The following is a 17,240-nucleotide window of genomic DNA, read 5'->3' on the forward strand; positions in this document are numbered from 1 at the left end:
CTGCCCGGCCGCGCGACGTTGATCGCGCTCATGACCGGACTTCAGGAGAGCGGCCTGCAGAACCTGCCACGCGGGCACCTGGACTCCCTCGGCCTCTACCAGCAGCGGCCCTCGCAGGGGTGGGGGACGCCGGCCGAAGTCACCAACCCGGAGCGCGCCACCGCGCTGTTCTTCGGGGGGAATCCGGGCCGGCCGCCGGGGCTGGTCGACGTCCCCGCCTGGCAGGTGATGGACCCGGGCCGGGCCGCGCAGGCGGTGCAGCGCTCGGCGTACCCGCAGCTCTACGCCACCCGCCGGCTCCAGGCCGAAAGCCTGGCGACTCGCGCCGGGATCGACCTGGACCGCCTCGGTGCCGCCACCGGCAACCGGCCCACGTGGGCGCCGTCCGTCGAGCCCTCCGACCTGCCGCCGGGTGCCTGCACCGGGGACGACCCCACGGTCGGGGCCCCGTTCCACGACGCCGAGGCCGACTGGCCGCCGGAGGTCGCCAACCGCCGCTCGACCGCCGACGCCATCGCCTGGGCGAAGGGACAACCCGCCCTGGGCGAGAACCGGTGGAAGCGCCGGTGCCTGGAGTTCGCGGCCCGGGCCTACGGGTGGCGGTACGCCGGCACCGCAGCGGCGATCACCCACTACCGGCTGATGCCCGCCCACCTGAAACACCCCGGGAGCCGCGACGTCCCGCCCGGCGCGCTCATGTTCTGGGAGACCGGCAGCATCTACGGCCACGTCGCGGTGTACCTGGGCAACGGCATGATCATCAGCAACGACATCCGCCGCCCCGGCTACGTCGGCCTGGTCCCGGCCTCCGAGATCGAATCCAAATGGGGCGCCCAGTACCAAGGGTGGACGCCCCCCTACTTCCCGAGGGGCGGATGATGACCGACCACGACCCGACCGACGTACCCGCGCAGCCCGCCTACGCCCTGCTCATCTCCCCCGACGAGGAGCACGGACTCGTCCTGTCCCTGGACGGCGCCACCGTCACCACCGGCCACGACATCGAGCAGCTACGCGAAGCCGGCCGCCGCGAACTCCAGGTGCGCGCCGCGCTCGCCGGACGGCCCGTCCGTGCCCGCGCGGTCGAGCCGGCCTCGCCCCACCCCTGGAACCTGATCATGTGCCCGGACGGGACCGTGTTCGACGCCGTCGCCCACTCCGGCCCCAGCCGGCCACCGGCAGCACCCGCGGGCCCGGCCCCGACGCCCGACCTCGTGGATCCCGAGCCGGCCCCGTCCGCGGATGAACGCGGCCTGCTCCCCGAGGTGTATCGCCCGGCCTGGAACCGGATGGTGGACGCGCACCAGGCCGGGGACACTCCCGCCGCGGTGATGCACGCCTACCACCTGGAGACCCTGCTGAGCGCCGCCTACGGCCCCCAGGACCCCCACACCGTCCAGGTCCTCAGCGCCCGGGCGTGGCTGACCATGGTCCAGAAGATGGACTTGGCGGGCACGGTCGAGCTGCTGATCCTGACTGCTCTACGTCGGCAGGGGATCTGTGCCGACCAGGCCGAGACGGAGCAATTCGCCTCCAACGCCTTCGGGTACTGGGGCAGACTCCTGGCCGACGACGCACCGGCCGCGCTGGCCCTCGCGCCCGCGCTTGCCGACCTGCTCGCCATCCTGGGGTGGGAGGAGCGCCGAGGGTTGGTCCTCATGTACGCCGAGGCGCAGCCGACGGCGGCCGGCTGAGCGGTGCTTCCCGACGGGCGTTGAGACCGTCGCGCAGCCGGCCTGAGACCGGATCTCCCGGGTGCGCGGCGCACCGGCACCAGCCCCGTCCCGACCCCGGCCGGGGCGGCACTACTCAACACCGAGAGGGGCACCATCATGAGCCCGCAACGACCGAGCTGTGCCGGTTCCTGACCATCACCGGCCAGCGCTTCAAGAACGGCCAGAGCGCACGAGATGTTCTCGGGGTGGAAGTGCTGCACCGGGGCGGGGGCGCGGCCGACGTTCCAAGTCCCTGCCGTTGGTGTCGACGGATCGCCGACTGGCAGCAGAGCCCTGAGGGGCTGTGGGTACTTCCGTGGCCGGTTAGTGCCAGATCTGGTAGTTGCCGTTGTTTCCCTGGTGGGTGTAGAGGTCCCTGCCGTTGGTGTCGAGGAAGAAGCCCTGGTAGTCGCCGGCGCCGCGGTGCTGGAGCTTCCAGGCGCTGCCGGTCCAGACTTCCTTCCACTGCTGCCACCAGTTGTTGGCCGAGCAGGTCTCGAGGTAGACGAGGGAGTTGAAAGAGGTCAGGCACAGGTTGTCGGTCTGGCCCTTGGAGTCGACGCGGGTGGGGCGGAAGGTCCACCACTCGTTGTCGACCTTCACCTCCCACCAGTTGGACTGGTGCATGCTGTCTCGGTTGCAGTCTCCGACCTGTGCCTTGACGTTCTGGTTCAGCCACCAGTCTGCCCAGTTGAGGCACTTGCCGGTCGCGTCGTTCTGCCAGCTGACCGTGTTGCCCGGGGGAGTGAAGGCGGATGCGGAGGTGGAGGTCGTCAGCACGAGAGTGGGGACCGCGGCGGCCACGGCGACCAGCTGGGCGATCTTCGAGTTGGACCGCTTCTTGAGGTTGATCTTCGTCATACGGCGGAGCCTGGCAGACGGTAATCCATCGCACAAGTTCGCGAATGTGTAGGCCGTTTGGGCTCCTCACGTGGAATTAAGCATTCCGTCAACGCGTTCGCAACGTGAACCCGAACGGATCCGTGGCCAGAAGGCGAGCGCTGCGGTTCCTGGGTTCAGAAGCAGACACTCAGTACCTGTTCCATATCCCCGTCGCCGAAGGTAGGGGGCCGATTTCAGAGATGCTCGCTGCCGCACGGCAACGCGCGGAGCCGGCCATCACACCGCGACCGCAAGGGCCATACCGAGGGGCGTACCCGTGTTCCGCCTGCTGCCGGCCCTCCTCAAGCCCCGGTGCCCCCGTCTCGGCGGTAGGTCGGGTAGGTCCCGGGCGCCATTCATCTGTTCGAACCCAGTACCGGCCTGCGGTGCAGTGGCCATGATGGTCAACCATGACTGACAGCGATGACCCCCGGCCGCCCTGGTTGCCCGTGCCGCCCCTGCCACGCGGGCTGCCCCGGGCGCGCTCCATACGGGTTCTGCGCCTCAGAAGCATGTTCACCAGAGTCCCGCCGTACGATCCCTTTGGTCGTCTAGCCCAGACGCCCAGGGCGAAGGCACTCGCTCCTCTCTATGCGGTACGAAGAGAGATCCGCCGTTCCCAAGTTTGGGTTGTCCTGGGACTCGTTACCTTCAGCTTGGTTCTCTACGTGGCTGCGTACCTGTCGATGCGCGGACTCCTCGCAAGGGTCCCATCGCAGGGATTCCAGATCTCGGACACCGCACAGGTCATCACCTCGGTCAGTGCCCTTGCCACGGCGATCGGGACCGGATTGGCTGCGGTCTTGAAGGCCTACGCCCTGCTACTGGAGGCACGATCCGACATCATCAGGGCCAAGGCAGGGCTACCGCCTGCCAACGAGCCCATCGCGGATGCGGCTGAGGGACAGACCCCACCAGCGTGACTACGGATGCAGCAGCGACAGCAGGTCCCCACGAAGTTCTACAGGGCGACGCAGCCCGCAATGTTCCGCCGCCTCTGGGGCGCAGCACTGCCCAGGAGCGGTTCCCCGTTGTGCGTCAGGGCACAGCGCGGCGCAGCCCGTGCGTACCGCTGCGCGGACTCGGGAACGGGCGCTACGCGCCCTCGCGGAACAGATCCGGGGCGCAGCGCGGCCGTTGCCGTGTGCGGGCCCGGGGGTGGCTGAGTGGCTGTTTCATGTCCCCATCGCCGCAGGTAGCGGGCCGATTCCAGGAAGACCCGCCGTGAGACGCGTTCGGGGAGCGGTCACTGTGACCGCTCCCTGAACGGAAGCTGTGGTGCCTCTGAGCTTGATGTGATCGATGCGGCGTTGACCTCGGTCACCCGCTTCCGGACTCCGCGGTCACGGCCGTGACCGCAGCCCGGAGGGCTCTACTCCGAGGGTAGCGCCGGCGACTCCGACCGGGGATATGGAACAGGTACTCAGGGTGGAGACGGGACGCGGCCTGTCGATCAGTCGCCCTGGAGTCAGGCTGTGGTGGCCTCGTCGGCTGCCGCTTCCAGGGAGGGCGCCACGGACCCCCGGTGCGGCACAGCAGGCGCCTACCGCGGGAAGGGTGCCCTGCAGGGATGCCGGGGGACGGGGTGCCGGGTCTGGCGCCGTGGCACGGCGCAGCGGGCACGGGCGGTCAGCTGACGGTCGGCCCCCGGGCTCCGCTGCCCCGGTTCTCCTGCCGCGCAGATGTGTTGAGGGTGGCTTGCGTTCTGGTTCTGGAAGGGCGGGGTGGCTCTCTACGATCGGGGCTATGGCTGCTGAGGCGGGTGTGCGGTTTCGGTCGTTGGACGGTACGAGGCTTGCGGGTGTGGTGACGTCCCCGCCTGCGGGGCGGGCCCCGGTGGGCACTGCGGTGTTGGTGCACGGTGCCGGGGTGACGCGGGATGAGGGCGGGTTCTTCACCCGCCTTGCCGACGGGCTGGCGGCGGCGGGTGTGTGGTGTCTGCGGTTCGATCTGCGGGCGCACGGTGAGAGCGGTGGCCGTCCGGAGGACGTCACGATTGCCGGGGTCGCGAACGACATCCGGGCGGCGGCCGACTTCGCCCGCCGCGAATCCGGGCGTGACGCCCCGGTGCATGTGATCGCGGCGTCGTTCTCCGGCGGGGCCGCCGCGCTGCACGCTGCCTACCGGCCGCAGGACGTGGGCCGGCTGGTGCTGCTCAACCCGCGCCTGGACTACCGGGACCGTTACGTCGACAGCCGCCCGTACTTCGAGGGCGACTACATCACCGAGGCCGGTGCGCAGGGCTTGGAGGAGCGTGGGTGGACGGAGCGTTCCCCGTTCGAGCTGGGCCGGGCGCTGCACAACGAGGTCTTCTACCTGGACCCGGAGGTGTACTTGGCGGCGGTGCGGGCTCCGGCGTTGTTGGTGCACGGGACGAAGGACACGTTCGTGCCGGTGGAGTCCTCCCGCCGCTATCTGAGGGTGCTGGGCGGGCCGGCGGAGCTGGTGGAGCTCGAGGGCGCGCAGCATGGCTTCGCTGTGCATGACGACCCGCTGTATGCCGATCCGCAGTCGCAGGTGTGGCAGGCGCAGGTCATCGAGAAGGTCACCGGGTTCCTGACCGGTGCCTAGACGGTGACGGCGGTCAGGGCGTGGCGGAGTTCGCGGACGGCGGGGCGTCGGGCGTAGGGGCGCAGGGCTCCGGCGGTGCGGCGTAGTTCGTCCAGGGCCTGGCCGAAGCCGGGGCCGGCGGCGAGGGTGAGCGCGGTCATGCCGGTGGCGGCGGCCTGGTCCACCTCGCCTGCTGCCGCGAGGGCGCCGGCGAGGTGGGCGGTGAAGAACGCCTGGTCTCTGGGTGCGAAGCGTGCGTGGGGTAGCCGTGTCTGGAGCAGGTCGACGGCTTTGGCCGCCTGGCCGGCTTCGCGGTAGCTGATCGCGGCCTGGGCCAGGAGCCGGTCGAGGCCGTACCCGGCGCACAGGGGGCCGGTGCAAGTGGCGGGCTCGGGCGGCGGTGCGATGTCGAGTTCGGCGTGAGCCTGGTCCAGGGCGCGGGCGACGTCGTCGGTGCGGGCACCGGTCAGGGCGAGGGCCCGGGCCTGCTGCTGGAGCGCTTCGGCACGGGCCCGGGGTGGGAGCGGGAACGGTCCGTGGGCGGCGGCGGAGGCGAAGTCGAGCATCCGGCCGGCGTCGTCGCGGCCGGTGGCCTGTGCTTTGCGCAGGAGCACGTAGGCGTGCATCGGCCCGTCTGCGGCGAAGGTCGCCATCTCGGCGGCCCGGTCGTGGAAGTACAGGGTGGCTTGTTCGGGGGCGCCGCCGTCGCGGTGGAGGAAGGCGGTGAACTCCGCCGCCCGCGCTCCGAGGGCGAGCAGGTCGCGCCGGACGGGGGAGCGGGATTCCCGCAGGAGTTCTTCGATGACGGCCAGGATGTCCAGCGCAGCTGGCAGCGTCTGGCGGGGGCCGGTGCGCCCGTCGGCGCGGGCGGCCTCGTCGAGGGCTGCCCGGAGGTGGATGACAAGGGCGCGGTCGCTGTAGCGGCGGGCGTCGGACAACGCCTTCTCCAGCCGCTCGGCCTGGCCCGCCTCCCACAGCGGGGCGGCACCGAGCACCCCATGCAGGAAGGACCGCCGGCGCATCGAAGTACGGCCCCCCGCCTTCGCAGCCGTGCCCAGGGGCGGCCGGTTGCGGCTGGTGCGCGGCGGGGTGAAGCCCAGCTCCTGGAGAGGGGTGCCGAACATGGAGGTCAGGATCCGGCGGGAGAGGGTGTTGGGCCAGCCCGGTGTCGCCGATTCCCAGCGCCGGACCTGACGCACGGTGATGGAAGCGGTCTCGCCGAGCAGGGCGGCGTGCTGCTCGTACGCCTGGGCGATGTCGCCTTGGGTGCTCCAGCCACGCGCGAGGCAGGCGGCAGTGAACTGCGGATTTCCCTGATCGGTCATCAGACCCCCATCCCCGCCGGACGGCAGGAAGCTCGGCGCGGCGGTGCGGCGCTTGAGGTGCTGCCCAGACGGTACTCCTTTGGGACCGGCGAGATGTCCGCTGATGTGTCCTCCCTCGAATCTCGGTCCCCTCCTACCGTCGGTGGTGCCGGACCCGTGGCAGGCAGCCGACCTTCTGCCGTGGGCGGGACAGAGAGGGAGGTGACTCGATGGCTGAAGTCGGGTCGTTCGGGCACGAGGCGCACCCGTGGATCGGGGAGCCGGTCACGGACATCGCCTCGCAGGCGAGCGGCAAACTGACGGCCGTGGTCCGTGAGCCGGTCGTGGACCACCGCGGCAGCAAGACCACGGTGCGGCTGGCCTACATCAAGCCGGCCTCCGGCGTGGAGTGGTCCACCGCCGTGGCCAACATCGAGCTGGACCGCTGACCCGGCAGAGCCGGGTCGGAGCTGGGCGGTTGCACCGCCGACCCGGCCACCCGGCAGGCGGAAGCCATCCCAGACCCTCTAGACGTCCCCGGGAACCGGCCCGCACTCTCTGCCCGGGGAGAACCCGGCCGGGCACCCTGCCCGCCGGGCGATGGCACCATCGACCGGAAGGAAGATCCTCATGGGGAACAGCAGCAGCGGTGGTAGCGGCGGCGGGGGCGGAAAGCACGGCGGCGGGTCCGCGCCGATCTCCACTCCGCCCCCGCCGCCGCCGTCCAACCCGGACACTGCGCCCCCCTCCGGCGGCGGGGGCCACCGCAAGTGACCAGCACCGCGCAGCAGGAGCGCCCCAGCCGCACACGGCTGGGGCGCTGCCTCATCGAATCCGGCGCCCTCACCACTGAGTGGACGCCCACCTTCACCGCGGTGGACCGCGCCCACTTCCTGCCCGACCGGATCTGGCCCTTCCTCCCCGCCACCGGTCAGGACGACGGCGAACTCCCTGCGGACCCGCCGGCCGTGGTCGACCGGCTCCAGGATCCCACCGCCTGGTTCGGGTACGCCGACTCGGACCTTTCGTTGGTGACGCAGTGGGACGACGGCCGCCACCGCGGCCCGGCCCCCGGCACGGTCGCCACGTCTTCTTCCTCGCAGCCTTCGGTGGTGTACCGGATGCTGGCCGCCCTGGACGCGGACGAGGGGATGTCCGTGCTGGACGCCGGCACCGGGACCGGCGAGACCGCCGGTCTGCTGGGCCACCGCTGCGGAGCCCGCCACGTGGTGACCGTGGACGTGGACCCGGCCGTCTCGGCCGCCGCCCGCGAACGCCTGTGCGCCCTTGGCCTGTACGCCACCTGCCGCACCGGCGACGCCCTCACCGACCACGACCCCCGTGCCTACGACCGCGCCCTGGTCACCTTCGGCGTCCGCGACATCCCCCGCACCCTCCTGACCGCCCTGCGCCCGGGAGCCGTGCTCGTCGCCCCGTACGGCACCCACTACAGCAACCAGGACGCACTCCTGCGCCTGACCGCCCGGCCGGACGGCACCGCCGAAGGCCGCTTCCTGGCACCGGTCGAGTTCATGAAGGCGCGCACGCAGCGCACCGTGTGGCCGGACGCCGAGGCGTACGTCCGGGAGTGGCCGGCCCCGACCGGGACCGCCGTACAGGCCCAGCACCTGGCGGCGGCCCAGCACGTCGTGAGCCTCGCGGTGCCCGGCATCGCGCACACCCCGCACACGGACACCGACGGCGCGGCGGCGGCATGGTTCTACTCCCTGACCGACCGGTCCTGGGCGGCCGTGCGCTGGCCGCAGGAGTACGGGCCGGGCATCGTCTACCAGCAGGGCCCCCGCCGCCTTTGGGACGCGGTCGAAGCCGCCTGCACCTGGTGGGAAAGCGCAGGCCGGCCCTCGCTGGACCGGTTCGGCCTCACGATCACCCCCGACGGTGCTACACCCTGGGTAGACGAACCCGCCAACCCCGTCCCCCAGCACCGCCCGTGAGGAAGGAGCAGCCGTGAACGACCCCGAGCCCCTTGCCGAGTGGGCTGCCCGCCGGGACCGGCAGCGGGCCTCCGACCAGCAGATCACCGGCCGCCGCCGCGCCGAACCACTCGACCCCGCAGCCCGCGGCCGTGCCGCCCACCTGGCCCCCGACGCGCCCCGGGTCCTCCTTGAGCAAGAGGAGGAAACGGGCTGGTGGCTCCCCGTGGGGGTCGCCGCGAACGCCGCCGAGACCGCCGCATTCCTCGCTGAGTAGGGCAGATCCGCAGCCTGGGCGCGACGTCGAGCGCCCCCCGAGACCGCCTCGCACCCTCCGTCCCCCGCGGGGCGCGAGGCTCCGTGAGCCCCTGCCCGGCCCCCCCGCCCCGGCAGGGGCTCATCCCTGCCGAGACCGGGGTGACCTTCCCGGCCGTGCACCGGTTGACGGACCATGCGAAAGACGACCATCACGACGGCCACCGCTGCGGCGGCTTTGCTGCTCGCCGCTGTCCCTGCCCACGCCGACGCTCGTGTGCGGGACTGACGGATGGGGCTGACGGTCCGCGGGCAGGGACTGCGGGGCGAGCAAGTCGTCGGCTACCTGGACGACCCCGGGCCCCGGCCGCGGGCCGCCTGATCACGTACACCCCCGCCGGCCGCCGCACGGCGCTCACCGGCTGGCGGGACGCCGGGCCGTTCTTCACCGCCAAGGGGCGCCCTTCGCAGGGGCGGAGTGGGGTGTGCCGGGGCCGACGAGGTGTTAGCGGCGATCAGCCGGCCGACAAAGTGCGCACTTCAAAGCGTTGGGCTAGGTATAGTTATCTCACCAGCAAGACACGACCCCCACTCCCTGCTAAGAAGAAGGGGCCGTGCCGTTGCACACCAAATCTGGGACTCGTCCCATGATTCCCTGCCCTCTTGGTGTTCCAGCACCAGGGGGCAGAGTGCGTTACAGGCTGCTGACGATGTAGTCCAGCAGCTTGTGTCCCGTGCTGAGGATCCAGTCTGAGACGTCGTCCCCGAACAGCACTCCGAAGAGGCTGATCGCGAGCGACCACGCATCATGGGAGTCCCGGGCGGGCGCCGGGGGCCGGCCTTCCCCCTCGGGGTCGAGCTGGTTTCCGTCACCGTTTCCGGTACTGCCCATGCGTTCTTGTCCTTTCGCCGTGTCGAAGCTGGAAAGCCGGGCCATGGTGAAAGCCACGGCCTTCCGGGAACTACGCGGTGAAGAACGGGACTTAGCTTACCTCCGAGGGCAGGAACACAATCTGTGTCATGCGTTCATTCCCTCGCCCTGCTTGTACGAATACCGTTTCTGAGCTGCTGCTTTGATGGCCCGCCAGGCTTCACTCAGGACTGGACAGAGACCCGGCGGTTCCGCAGCTCCAACTGGGTTAAGCGTTCCGCCGCCGGCTAGCGCCAGGCCGCGGAAGCGGTCTGCAGCGGTGCACGCTCTGCGGGGCCAAGAGGGCATGGCGAAATCTCCTTCGTTGAAGGCGTGGAGTGGGGGTGGTTCATCCCGTGATTCGGAGGTGTGCCAGGAGCGTAGGGCGGCTCAGCGCGGTCCGCGAGTACCGGGCCGATATCCGGTAACTGGCACGTTGTCGCAGGTGAAAGGCCTTGCAAGGGGCAGCAAGGTTGGTACCGAGCGAGATTGGGTGAGAAGAGTTGAGATTGGTCGATATGGCTCGATGGGAGTTCGCGGCCATGTTGGCCGGATCTAGTCGGTCTCAGTGCGTGTGGTAGCCAGCGGTTCCAGGCGGTGGAACGAGAGTAGGCCGGACCGACAGCAGCAGGTGCGCGTCCGCACCGGAACTCGCCACAAGACAGGTTTGCCCAGCTCGCCGTAGGAATCGAGGCTGCGCGCGATGCCGACGTGGGCAATGGTGAGCAGTGGTGAGCACACCTGCTCTGGCGTCCTGGACCATGAATGACTTGTTCTCGTATCAGCGCGTTGCGGACCAGGGAGCGGTACGGTCCCTGGTCCGCTCCTGCACGCCGACGAGTTGGCCACCTCGACCGGGCAGGGCTGGCTCCGGGACGGTGTCCCGGAGCCAGCCCTGGTGGACGCCGACCGACCGCTCTCCGCGTAACGAAGGGGAGCAGGAGAGCCGGCTCTGCTCCGCCGCGGGCCCGTGGTCGGCGGACCAGGGCATCGGCACGCCCTCTGGGTGTCGGAGTTAGGGTGCGTGTAGCCCGTGCCGATATGGCGTGCCGGGTCAGGCCCGGTGCCCGCGTGATCGGGGGCAGTACTGCCGGACCGACCACAACGTCCGCAGGCCGCTGCTCCCGTACGGAGGTCGGCCCTGCGGCTACTGCGGGTTGCTGTCGTGCGTCCAGACTTCGGGCCCGCCGCCACGCCAATCGATCAGAGCGCTGTCGGCCAGGTCGATGGAGCCCGCGTCCAGGCCGATCCGCCGCAAGAACTCCAGGAGATCACGGACGCCGGCCGCGCGGCCCAGGCTCCTGCCGTCGCAGCGGACGCGGCGCCGACCGTCCGGCTCGGGCCGGGGGGCGATTACGCGCGCGGTCACTCCAGGACCCCGAGGGCGGTGTCGGGTCGGCATTGCGGGCAGGCGGGTACGCCCTCGGCCAGCGCCCGGCGCGCCTCCTCCGGGCCAGGCGGTCACCGACCACGCCGCGGCGACGGGGCAGAACGGGTACGAGGTGGAGAAGGCGTTGATCACCGCTGCCAAGGCGGACGGCGACCCCGCGGAGTGACCGGCGGCCCGTCGTACCGGTCGTCCGGGTGCGTCAGTGGAAGATGCGGACGATGCGGACGACGGTGACGGTCATGATCCCGGGGCCGGAGACGTAGTAGACGGCGATGGCGGGGCCGACGACGGCTTGGCGGTGGTCGCGCTCGCCCTTGATGGGCCTGGAGCCTGCTGCGTACGGCTCCCGCGCGAGCACGGCGAGGGCTTTCGTGAAGGCCTCGCGCACGGGGTGGTCCATGGCGTTCAGGGAGGCCTCGGCGGCCGGGGCGTACGCGATCCGGTAGCCGCTCACGCCACTCCCGCCTCGGGATCGACCGGCCGGCCCACGGTCTCCCCGGCGCGCAGCCGTGCCAGCACGGCGTCGTCCTCGGCGGCGGCCTCGGTGGCCGACAGCGCCCACCCGACGAGCACCAGGTGCAGCTCGTCCGCCGGGGTCGCGCCGATCTCGGCGTCGAAGGTGGCGCGCTGGTTTTCGGGGAGGGTGGCGCGGATGCCGTCGATGGTGGCGGGCAGCTCGGTGCGCTCGCCGCCTACGTGGGTGGTCCACGTGGCTGCCGTGATGTCGCTCATGCGGTCCTCCCGAAGCGGGTTCACGGGTCACGGTACGCGGGGCCGGCGCCCCGCGTCAGGGATGCGCGGCATGAGGGGGGGAGGGGCCGCGGGGCGGGGTGGTCCTGGGGGGTGGATCCCGGCCCCGCGGGCTCCCGTCCGCCCGTCTGCCCCGGATCCCGGCCGCCAACCCCGCGCCGCGCCGTCCGGGGGCCGTCGCCGGGCACCGGACGGATCCTGGGAGAGAGGCGCGCAGGGAGGAGCCCGTGATGGTCCTCAGGCCGCCGGTGGTCCCGATGCTGGCCCAGTCGGTCGATGTGCTCCCGGCCCCAGGCGCTCTTCGGCCCGTGGCGTACGAGCACAAGTGGGACGGCCACCGGACCCTCTGTTCAGCCCCGACCACCCGGGTGCCCCGGTGCTGTTCCAGACCCGCCGTGGTTCCCTGGTCCAGGACCGGTGGCTGGACCTGGTGGCCGCCGCCGAGCAGCTGCCCGCCGGCCTGGTCTTGGACGGCGAGTTGCTGGTCTGGGATGCCGAGCAGGGCGGGTTGTCGTTCGGGTGGTTGCGTTGCAGCGCCGTGCGGCGGTCGGCCCCCGCACCGCCGGCGGCCTGGCCGCAGGGTGGCCGGCGTTCTTCGTGGCGTTCGACGTCTTGCAGTTCGAGGGCCGTCCGCTGTTGGACCTGCCGTATGTCGACCGCCGATCGCGCCTCGAAGGGCTTTACGTCGAGCACGCGTTGACGTCCCCGTGGACGCTGTGTCCGATGACCACGGACCGCACGGTGGCGGTGGTGTGGTTCATGTCCTGGACGGACGACGTCCCAGGCCTCGAGGGTCTGGTGATCAAGCCGCTGACCAGTCATTACGTTCCGGGGCGGCGTGGGTGGAGCAAGCTGCGTCGCCGGGACTCGACGGAGATGGTCATCGGTGCCGTGACCGGCACGGCGGCCCGCCCGAACCTCCTGGTGCTCGGCCGCTACGACCGGTCCGGCCGGCTGCGCGCGGTCGGCCGCACCAGCGCCCTGCGCCCGGAGGCGTCCCGGGCCGTCGGCGCGCTGCTGGCCGCGGCCGGCCCGGCGCACCCATGGACGGGGGTGCCGTTCGCTGCGGGGTGGGGCACCCGGGACGTCCTGGACGTCACGCTGGTCCGCCCGGAGGTGGTGGCCGAGGTCAGCGCGGACCGGGCGGTCGACCACGGGGGCGTTTTCCGGCACCCGCTGCGGTTCGGCCGGATCCGCTTCGACATGGGCGCGGCCGACGTTCCCTGGTTCGGGGAAGGGCCTGCCGCCCCGGCAGCGTGAAGAGCGGCTGCGGGTGCGTCAGGTGCTGGGCAGGCGCATGGCGAGGCGGGTGGTCAGGGCCCGTGCGGTGGCGCGCAGTTCGTCGCTGGCGCCGCCGCCTTCGGCGACGGCGTCCAGGACGGCGACGGCGAGTGCCGCCTCGCGGTGGGTGAGCACGGGCAGCCGCTCGGGCTCGGCGCCACCGTCGAGTTCTTCGGCGACGATGTCGGTGTACAGGTCATCAAGCGTCACGCCGGTCCCGACGTGCACGCTCCCCGGGCGGTTATTGGGGCTGAGGACCGGTGTCTGCGTTGTCCTGTGACAGCGAAGTTTGAGCGCATGCCACCCAAGTTTGAGCGCCCTGGATGGCGGGGCCGCTGGCCTCACACGTCGATGGTCTTTCGAGCGTGTTCAACGAACTGGCTGCGCTTCGACGATGCGTGGTCCAGGAACCGTCTGGCCCCTTGGGTCTCCGTAACAGCGCCAGCGCCCTGCCTGAGGGTGGCCCCACTGATCGCGGCTATGCAGGCCGACAGCGATCGGCACAGCTCTTCCGCCATGCGCGCCAGCTTCTCCGGCCCTTCAATTTCCACCGTCGCTTGAGCGTCGGCGAGCCCGCCATGGAGCGATGCGCGGGCTCCGGCGACGCTCTCGCGTAGTGCGTCGAGATCCGCTCCCGGCCTGATCAGCTCGGCATTGATCTCCTTCAATGACTTGTGCAGCTCGTCCGCCTTGGCGGTGAATGCCGAGTACGCGTCACGGCGGAGCTGCCGACGCCAGTGCCGATGCTCCGCCCTGATCTGTCGCTGCGCCGATAAGCCTGCAACGGCAGCCGCGAGGGTAGTACCCACCACTCCCACGGCCGCACCCATGACCGCCGCCACCCCTGAGTCCATTGGGGAATTTTGACGGCCGGGAGCCGTGTGTGGGAGGGGGCGGGGGAGGCCAAGCACTCACGTTCCGGCGGTCTTTTTCGGCTGTTGCTCAAACTTCGGCGGCACGAACCTTCCGGTCACCAACCTTCGGTGGCAACGCTCAGCCTTCGATGACGCAGGACTTGCGTGCCGCTGTGGTGGTGTCACACGCCCATGTGACACCCGATGTGACAGGGGCGTCTGTCACATGCTCTGACCTGCGGTGAACCCCTCGAATCCCCACGCCTCACGTGGATGTGACACCCCTTGTGTGACAGGTGGGCGGGTGACCTTGTGCGCCGTGCTGCGGCGGGTCGGCGAGGGTCGTCCTGGCGGGTGAATCTGCCCTCGCGTACACCCGCACAGAAGGGGTGTATAACCCCAACTCCCCCAGATTCACTGCTTCTTGACAGATTCCGGGATGTTTCGTCATGTTTCCGGCGCGGCCAAGTGGGCCGTCCGATGTGCGATTGGAGTGTGTACCATGGTGTGTTCGACGCTGGATGTGTACGACGAGGGCCAGGCCGCGGGCGGTCTGCGGGTCGTGGTGGCGGCGTGGCGGTGGGCGGCCGGCTCGGGTCTGGTCCCGCCGCCGGACGCTGGCCCGGGCCGGTGGTCGCGGGCGGTGGTGGAGGCGACGGATCCGGAGGCGGTCCGTGCGGCGCTGCCGGGCGTGCTCGGTGCGGGTCGGCGGCGGAGCGGCTGACCGCGGCGTTGGGTGACCCGTTGCCGCGGCGCCGGCCGCGGGTGACCGCGGCGGCCGTCGGCCATCTGGTGAAGGCGGGCCTTCTGGTCTGCCTGGGCGGCGAGACGGAGTTCCCCGACGTGCACCCGGACCAGGTGGCCGCGCTCGGCCGCCGCGGGACCTGCCGGTGCTCCTGGACCTGTATGTGCCGCTGGGGCCGGATCAGGCGGCCCGTCGGCTCGGGGTCCGTCGTACGGATTTTGATCATGTGGTCCGGATCGGTCTGGTCGCGCCCACCGGCTCGGCGGAGGTCGACTACGGCAAGGCCGCCGGCGGCGTCACCACCGTCCCGCTCTACAACGCCCAGGACGTGGCCCTGCTGCCGGTGATGGCGCGGTCGGTCGACTGGCGCGCGGTCGCGCTCATCGGTCCCGGCCGCCGTTCCCCGCTCGCCGGCCTTGCCCCGGTGGAGGGGCCGCGCACGCTGTTCTTGGCGGCGGTAGCCCGGATCGCCGGGGTGGGGCGGGCGGCGGTCGTGGCCTGGCGCCGCCGACACCTCGACTTCCCGCCGGCCGTGGGCGGGACGGACGTTTCCCCGACCTTCGACACGGCCGCGGTGGTGGCCTGGCTGCTGGCCCACGACAAGGTCGCGGTCCCCGTGGCCGAGCCGACCGGCACTTTACTCCTGGCGGCCGGCTTCCGGGGTACGCGCCGTTTCCGCCTTGAGGATCCGTACCTGGAGACGGCCGCGGAGGCGGGCGGAGAGGACCGGGTGGTGGCCTGGTTCACCGACGCCGGGGCCGAGGAGGTCACCACGTTCACGGTCAGGGCGACGGGCGCCGCGGTCAACTCCCTGACCGTCCCCGGCCGCACCCCGCTCGCGGTCCCTGGCGGCGCCCGGTTCGCACCGCCTCCGGTTTTGCAGCATCTGACTCTGGCGTGGCCGGCCGGCCTGCGCGGTACCGCGGCCGGCTCGGGCGGCGGCGTGGTCCGCCACGGTGTCCCGGACGCCGCCCCGGGCCCGGTGCGAGCGGCAATCCCCACGCGCTGCCGACGAGCACGATCGCGGGTGAGACGGTGGCGGCCGACGAGAAGCAGCTCCTCGGCTTCCTGCACGGGTGCGTATCAGCCGGGGCGACGCGGCCTGGTGCCGGGCGTGGACGAAGGCCACCACCGCCCACGAGAGGGAACCCGCTGAGTGGCCGCGCACCAGCCGCTCCGGCGTCTATCCAGAGCTCCTGGATCCCGACCCCGTCGAAGATCCGCTACCTGGCCCTGGCGTGGCTGGCGGGCCCGCGCGGCACCGCCGCTGGTTAGTGCAGCGGGGTGGTACCGCTGTTCTCGTTCCGGCCGGTGAAGGTGCCTCAGGAGGTACCTTCACCGCTCGAGGCGGGCCAGGTGTTGGTGATGGCGCCAGCGCAGAACCACTGGTCGAGGGTCGCCGCGAGGCACACCGGCATGCGGGCGGTCTCGGGTGTCTCTTCGCGAGTCTTGTGGACGGCCGTAACCCAGGGGCGCACTATGCGATCCATCCCCGTATTAAGCCGCGTCCCATTTTGAAGCAACGTGTTGGTCCCAGGCGGTCCCGCGAACTGGGGCACCGAGCCCCAACAGCCTTGGTCGATGACGTTGGTCCTGGAGGCGGAGCTGGGAGGGCCGGCGGGGGAGCGAAGCGGTCCCGCCTTACGGGCCGGAGAGGCCTGCACCCCGTGAACCGGGGTCAGCTTCGAGGGAGCGCAGCGGACTCGGAGCAGAGGTCCGCAGCGAGGCGCAGGACCCCCGGTTCGACGGGCGGGCACCAGCCCGGGGGCTGTGTTCTGTCGGGTGTGGTGTCCGACCGCATGAGACCACGGCTGTCAGTGCACGGGCGCGTTGGCGGGGAGGTGGAAGTGGCGGCGGGCGGTGGTGGCGGGGTCAGCCCAGTTGGTGCCGCTCAGGCGTTGTACTTCGTCTGTGGCCTGTTTTGACCAGCGTTTGTTCCAGGCTTCTAGTTCGTCGTTCTTGAGATCGTTTTCGATGCTGGACTGGATCCGGCGGCCGTCCAACTCGATGATCCACCGACCGGACTGGCCCATGGTCCCGTTGACGAGGTCCGTACCGACGCGTTCGTACGTTGTGCAGTAGGCGAGTACTCCGACGCTTGATATGCCCTGCTTCGGCATCGGGGTGACCTCGATGATTCGCACGTCGCAGAAGTAGCGGAGTTCCCATCCCGGTACCTCGCTGTAGCGCACCGGGAGGCCTCTCTGTTTGTTGAGGGTCGTGGCGAGGTGGTCCTGGATCACTGGCTGCATGGTGCGGACGAACTCGGGATCCAGGGGTGGGAGGGGCGGTGGTGGTGCCGTATCGCATCCGGTGGACGCCAGAGCCAGCGTCAGCAGTGTTCCCCACAGTCCCGTTCTCCGTCTCATTCTCTTCCAGACGTGCGATGCCGCTGCCGGGTTGCACCCGTACCTGGTTGGTCCGATGTTGTCGGGCAGTGGTCGGCCCCCACTTTGGCCGCGGAGCGGTCCTGGTCCTGGAGGCGAAGCCGGAAGGGCCGGCGGGGAGCGGAAGCGGACCGCTAACGGCCAGAAGGCCCGGACAACGAACACCCCGACCGAAGGCCCCGTGAAACGGGGTCACAGGTCCACGTCGTCGCCGAGCTTGCCGGAGTACCAGAGGCTGAAGTCGGTCTTGCCGAGTCCGATCATCGTCTTGATCGCGTGCTCG

Annotated in this window: 18 protein-coding genes and 1 pseudogene; 9 read left to right on the plus strand and 10 right to left on the minus strand. The window is 71.0% G+C overall.

Features of this window, described 5'->3' with window-relative positions:
* Both AB0O40_RS34695 and AB0O40_RS34700 read left to right on the plus strand, forming a co-directional pair.
* Positions 1–879: peptidase M23 (locus AB0O40_RS34695; RefSeq protein WP_365049690.1), on the plus strand; the 879-nt coding region annotated here is incomplete at its 5' end.
* Positions 879–1,694, plus strand: coding sequence for a hypothetical protein (locus tag AB0O40_RS34700; protein WP_365049692.1), 816 nt, complete (start codon positions 879–881; stop codon positions 1,692–1,694). The genes AB0O40_RS34695 and AB0O40_RS34700, both read left to right, overlap by 1 nt.
* Before the next feature lie 345 nt (positions 1,695–2,039).
* Here the strand turns inward: AB0O40_RS34700 and AB0O40_RS34705 are convergent, their stop codons facing one another.
* Positions 2,040–2,576, minus strand: a complete 537-nt coding sequence (locus tag AB0O40_RS34705; RefSeq protein WP_365049694.1) for a hypothetical protein — start codon at positions 2,574–2,576, stop codon at positions 2,040–2,042.
* Positions 2,577–4,343: 1,767 nt separating this feature from the next.
* Here AB0O40_RS34705 and AB0O40_RS34710 point away from each other — a divergent pair.
* Positions 4,344–5,168: an alpha/beta fold hydrolase gene (locus AB0O40_RS34710; RefSeq protein ID WP_365049696.1), complete on the plus strand. Its 825-nt coding sequence runs from the start codon at positions 4,344–4,346 to the stop codon at positions 5,166–5,168.
* Here the strand turns inward: AB0O40_RS34710 and AB0O40_RS34715 are convergent.
* Positions 5,165–6,472, minus strand: a complete 1,308-nt coding sequence (locus tag AB0O40_RS34715) for an XRE family transcriptional regulator (protein ID WP_365049698.1) — start codon at positions 6,470–6,472, stop codon at positions 5,165–5,167. The genes AB0O40_RS34710 and AB0O40_RS34715 overlap by 4 nt on opposite strands.
* A gap of 209 nt (positions 6,473–6,681) precedes the next feature.
* On the opposite strand from AB0O40_RS34715, the gene AB0O40_RS34720 reads away from it, so the two are divergent.
* The 3 genes from AB0O40_RS34720 (at position 6,682) to AB0O40_RS34730 (ending at position 8,662) form a co-directional block, all read left to right on the plus strand.
* On the plus strand, positions 6,682–6,900 hold the full coding sequence (locus tag AB0O40_RS34720; protein WP_365049700.1) for a hypothetical protein: 219 nt from the start codon (positions 6,682–6,684) through the stop codon (positions 6,898–6,900).
* Positions 6,901–7,221: 321 nt separating this feature from the next.
* On the plus strand, positions 7,222–8,406 hold the full coding sequence (locus tag AB0O40_RS34725) for a methyltransferase domain-containing protein (RefSeq protein ID WP_365049702.1): 1,185 nt from the start codon (positions 7,222–7,224) through the stop codon (positions 8,404–8,406).
* Positions 8,407–8,419: 13 nt separating this feature from the next.
* The gene (locus AB0O40_RS34730) at positions 8,420–8,662 is read left to right on the plus strand and encodes a DUF6087 family protein (RefSeq protein WP_365049703.1); all 243 of its coding nucleotides are present in this window, start codon (positions 8,420–8,422) and stop codon (positions 8,660–8,662) included.
* Between the two features lie 672 nt (positions 8,663–9,334).
* Here AB0O40_RS34730 and AB0O40_RS34735 read toward each other — a convergent pair.
* The 5 genes and pseudogenes from AB0O40_RS34735 to AB0O40_RS34755 form a co-directional block, all read right to left on the minus strand.
* Positions 9,335–9,532, minus strand: a complete 198-nt coding sequence (locus AB0O40_RS34735; protein WP_365049705.1) for a hypothetical protein — start codon at positions 9,530–9,532, stop codon at positions 9,335–9,337.
* Positions 9,533–10,697: 1,165 nt separating this feature from the next.
* Positions 10,698–10,919, minus strand: coding sequence for a hypothetical protein (locus AB0O40_RS34740; protein WP_365049707.1), 222 nt, complete (start codon positions 10,917–10,919; stop codon positions 10,698–10,700).
* A pseudogene (locus AB0O40_RS34745) lies at positions 10,916–10,993 on the minus strand (DUF6233 domain-containing protein); the annotation flags it as partial. The pseudogene AB0O40_RS34745 and the gene AB0O40_RS34740, both read right to left, overlap by 4 nt.
* 146 nt (positions 10,994–11,139) lie before the next feature.
* A complete protein-coding gene (locus AB0O40_RS34750; protein ID WP_365049708.1) occupies positions 11,140–11,394 on the minus strand; it encodes a type II toxin-antitoxin system RelE/ParE family toxin in 255 nt (84 codons plus the stop codon).
* Positions 11,391–11,672 (minus strand): hypothetical protein, encoded by a 282-nt coding sequence (locus AB0O40_RS34755; protein WP_365049710.1) that lies wholly within the window; start codon positions 11,670–11,672, stop codon positions 11,391–11,393. The genes AB0O40_RS34750 and AB0O40_RS34755 overlap by 4 nt, the downstream gene beginning before the upstream one ends.
* Positions 11,673–11,966: 294 nt before the next feature.
* On the opposite strand from AB0O40_RS34755, the gene AB0O40_RS34760 reads away from it, so the two are divergent.
* Positions 11,967–12,950: an ATP-dependent DNA ligase gene (locus AB0O40_RS34760; protein ID WP_365049712.1), complete on the plus strand. Its 984-nt coding sequence runs from the start codon at positions 11,967–11,969 to the stop codon at positions 12,948–12,950.
* An 18-nt stretch (positions 12,951–12,968) separates the two neighbouring features.
* Here the strand turns inward: AB0O40_RS34760 and AB0O40_RS34765 are convergent, their stop codons facing one another.
* On the minus strand, positions 12,969–13,181 hold the full coding sequence (locus AB0O40_RS34765) for a hypothetical protein (RefSeq protein ID WP_365049713.1): 213 nt from the start codon (positions 13,179–13,181) through the stop codon (positions 12,969–12,971).
* A gap of 131 nt (positions 13,182–13,312) precedes the next feature.
* The gene (locus tag AB0O40_RS34770) at positions 13,313–13,825 is read right to left on the minus strand and encodes a hypothetical protein (RefSeq protein WP_365049715.1); all 513 of its coding nucleotides are present in this window, start codon (positions 13,823–13,825) and stop codon (positions 13,313–13,315) included.
* A 502-nt stretch (positions 13,826–14,327) separates the two neighbouring features.
* Between AB0O40_RS34770 and AB0O40_RS34775 the strand changes: the two genes are divergently transcribed.
* The gene (locus tag AB0O40_RS34775; protein ID WP_365049717.1) at positions 14,328–14,549 is read left to right on the plus strand and encodes a hypothetical protein; all 222 of its coding nucleotides are present in this window, start codon (positions 14,328–14,330) and stop codon (positions 14,547–14,549) included.
* Between the two features lie 166 nt (positions 14,550–14,715).
* Positions 14,716–15,726, plus strand: a complete 1,011-nt coding sequence (locus AB0O40_RS34780) for a hypothetical protein (protein ID WP_365049719.1) — start codon at positions 14,716–14,718, stop codon at positions 15,724–15,726.
* Positions 15,727–16,384: 658 nt separating this feature from the next.
* On the opposite strand, the gene AB0O40_RS34785 is transcribed toward AB0O40_RS34780, so the two are convergent.
* The gene (locus tag AB0O40_RS34785) at positions 16,385–16,813 is read right to left on the minus strand and encodes a hypothetical protein (protein ID WP_365049721.1); all 429 of its coding nucleotides are present in this window, start codon (positions 16,811–16,813) and stop codon (positions 16,385–16,387) included.
* Between the last annotated feature and the right edge of the window lie 427 nt (positions 16,814–17,240).

The organism is Streptomyces sp. NPDC089919 (assembly GCF_040684615.1).
Lineage (GTDB): Bacteria > Actinomycetota > Actinomycetes > Streptomycetales > Streptomycetaceae > Streptomyces.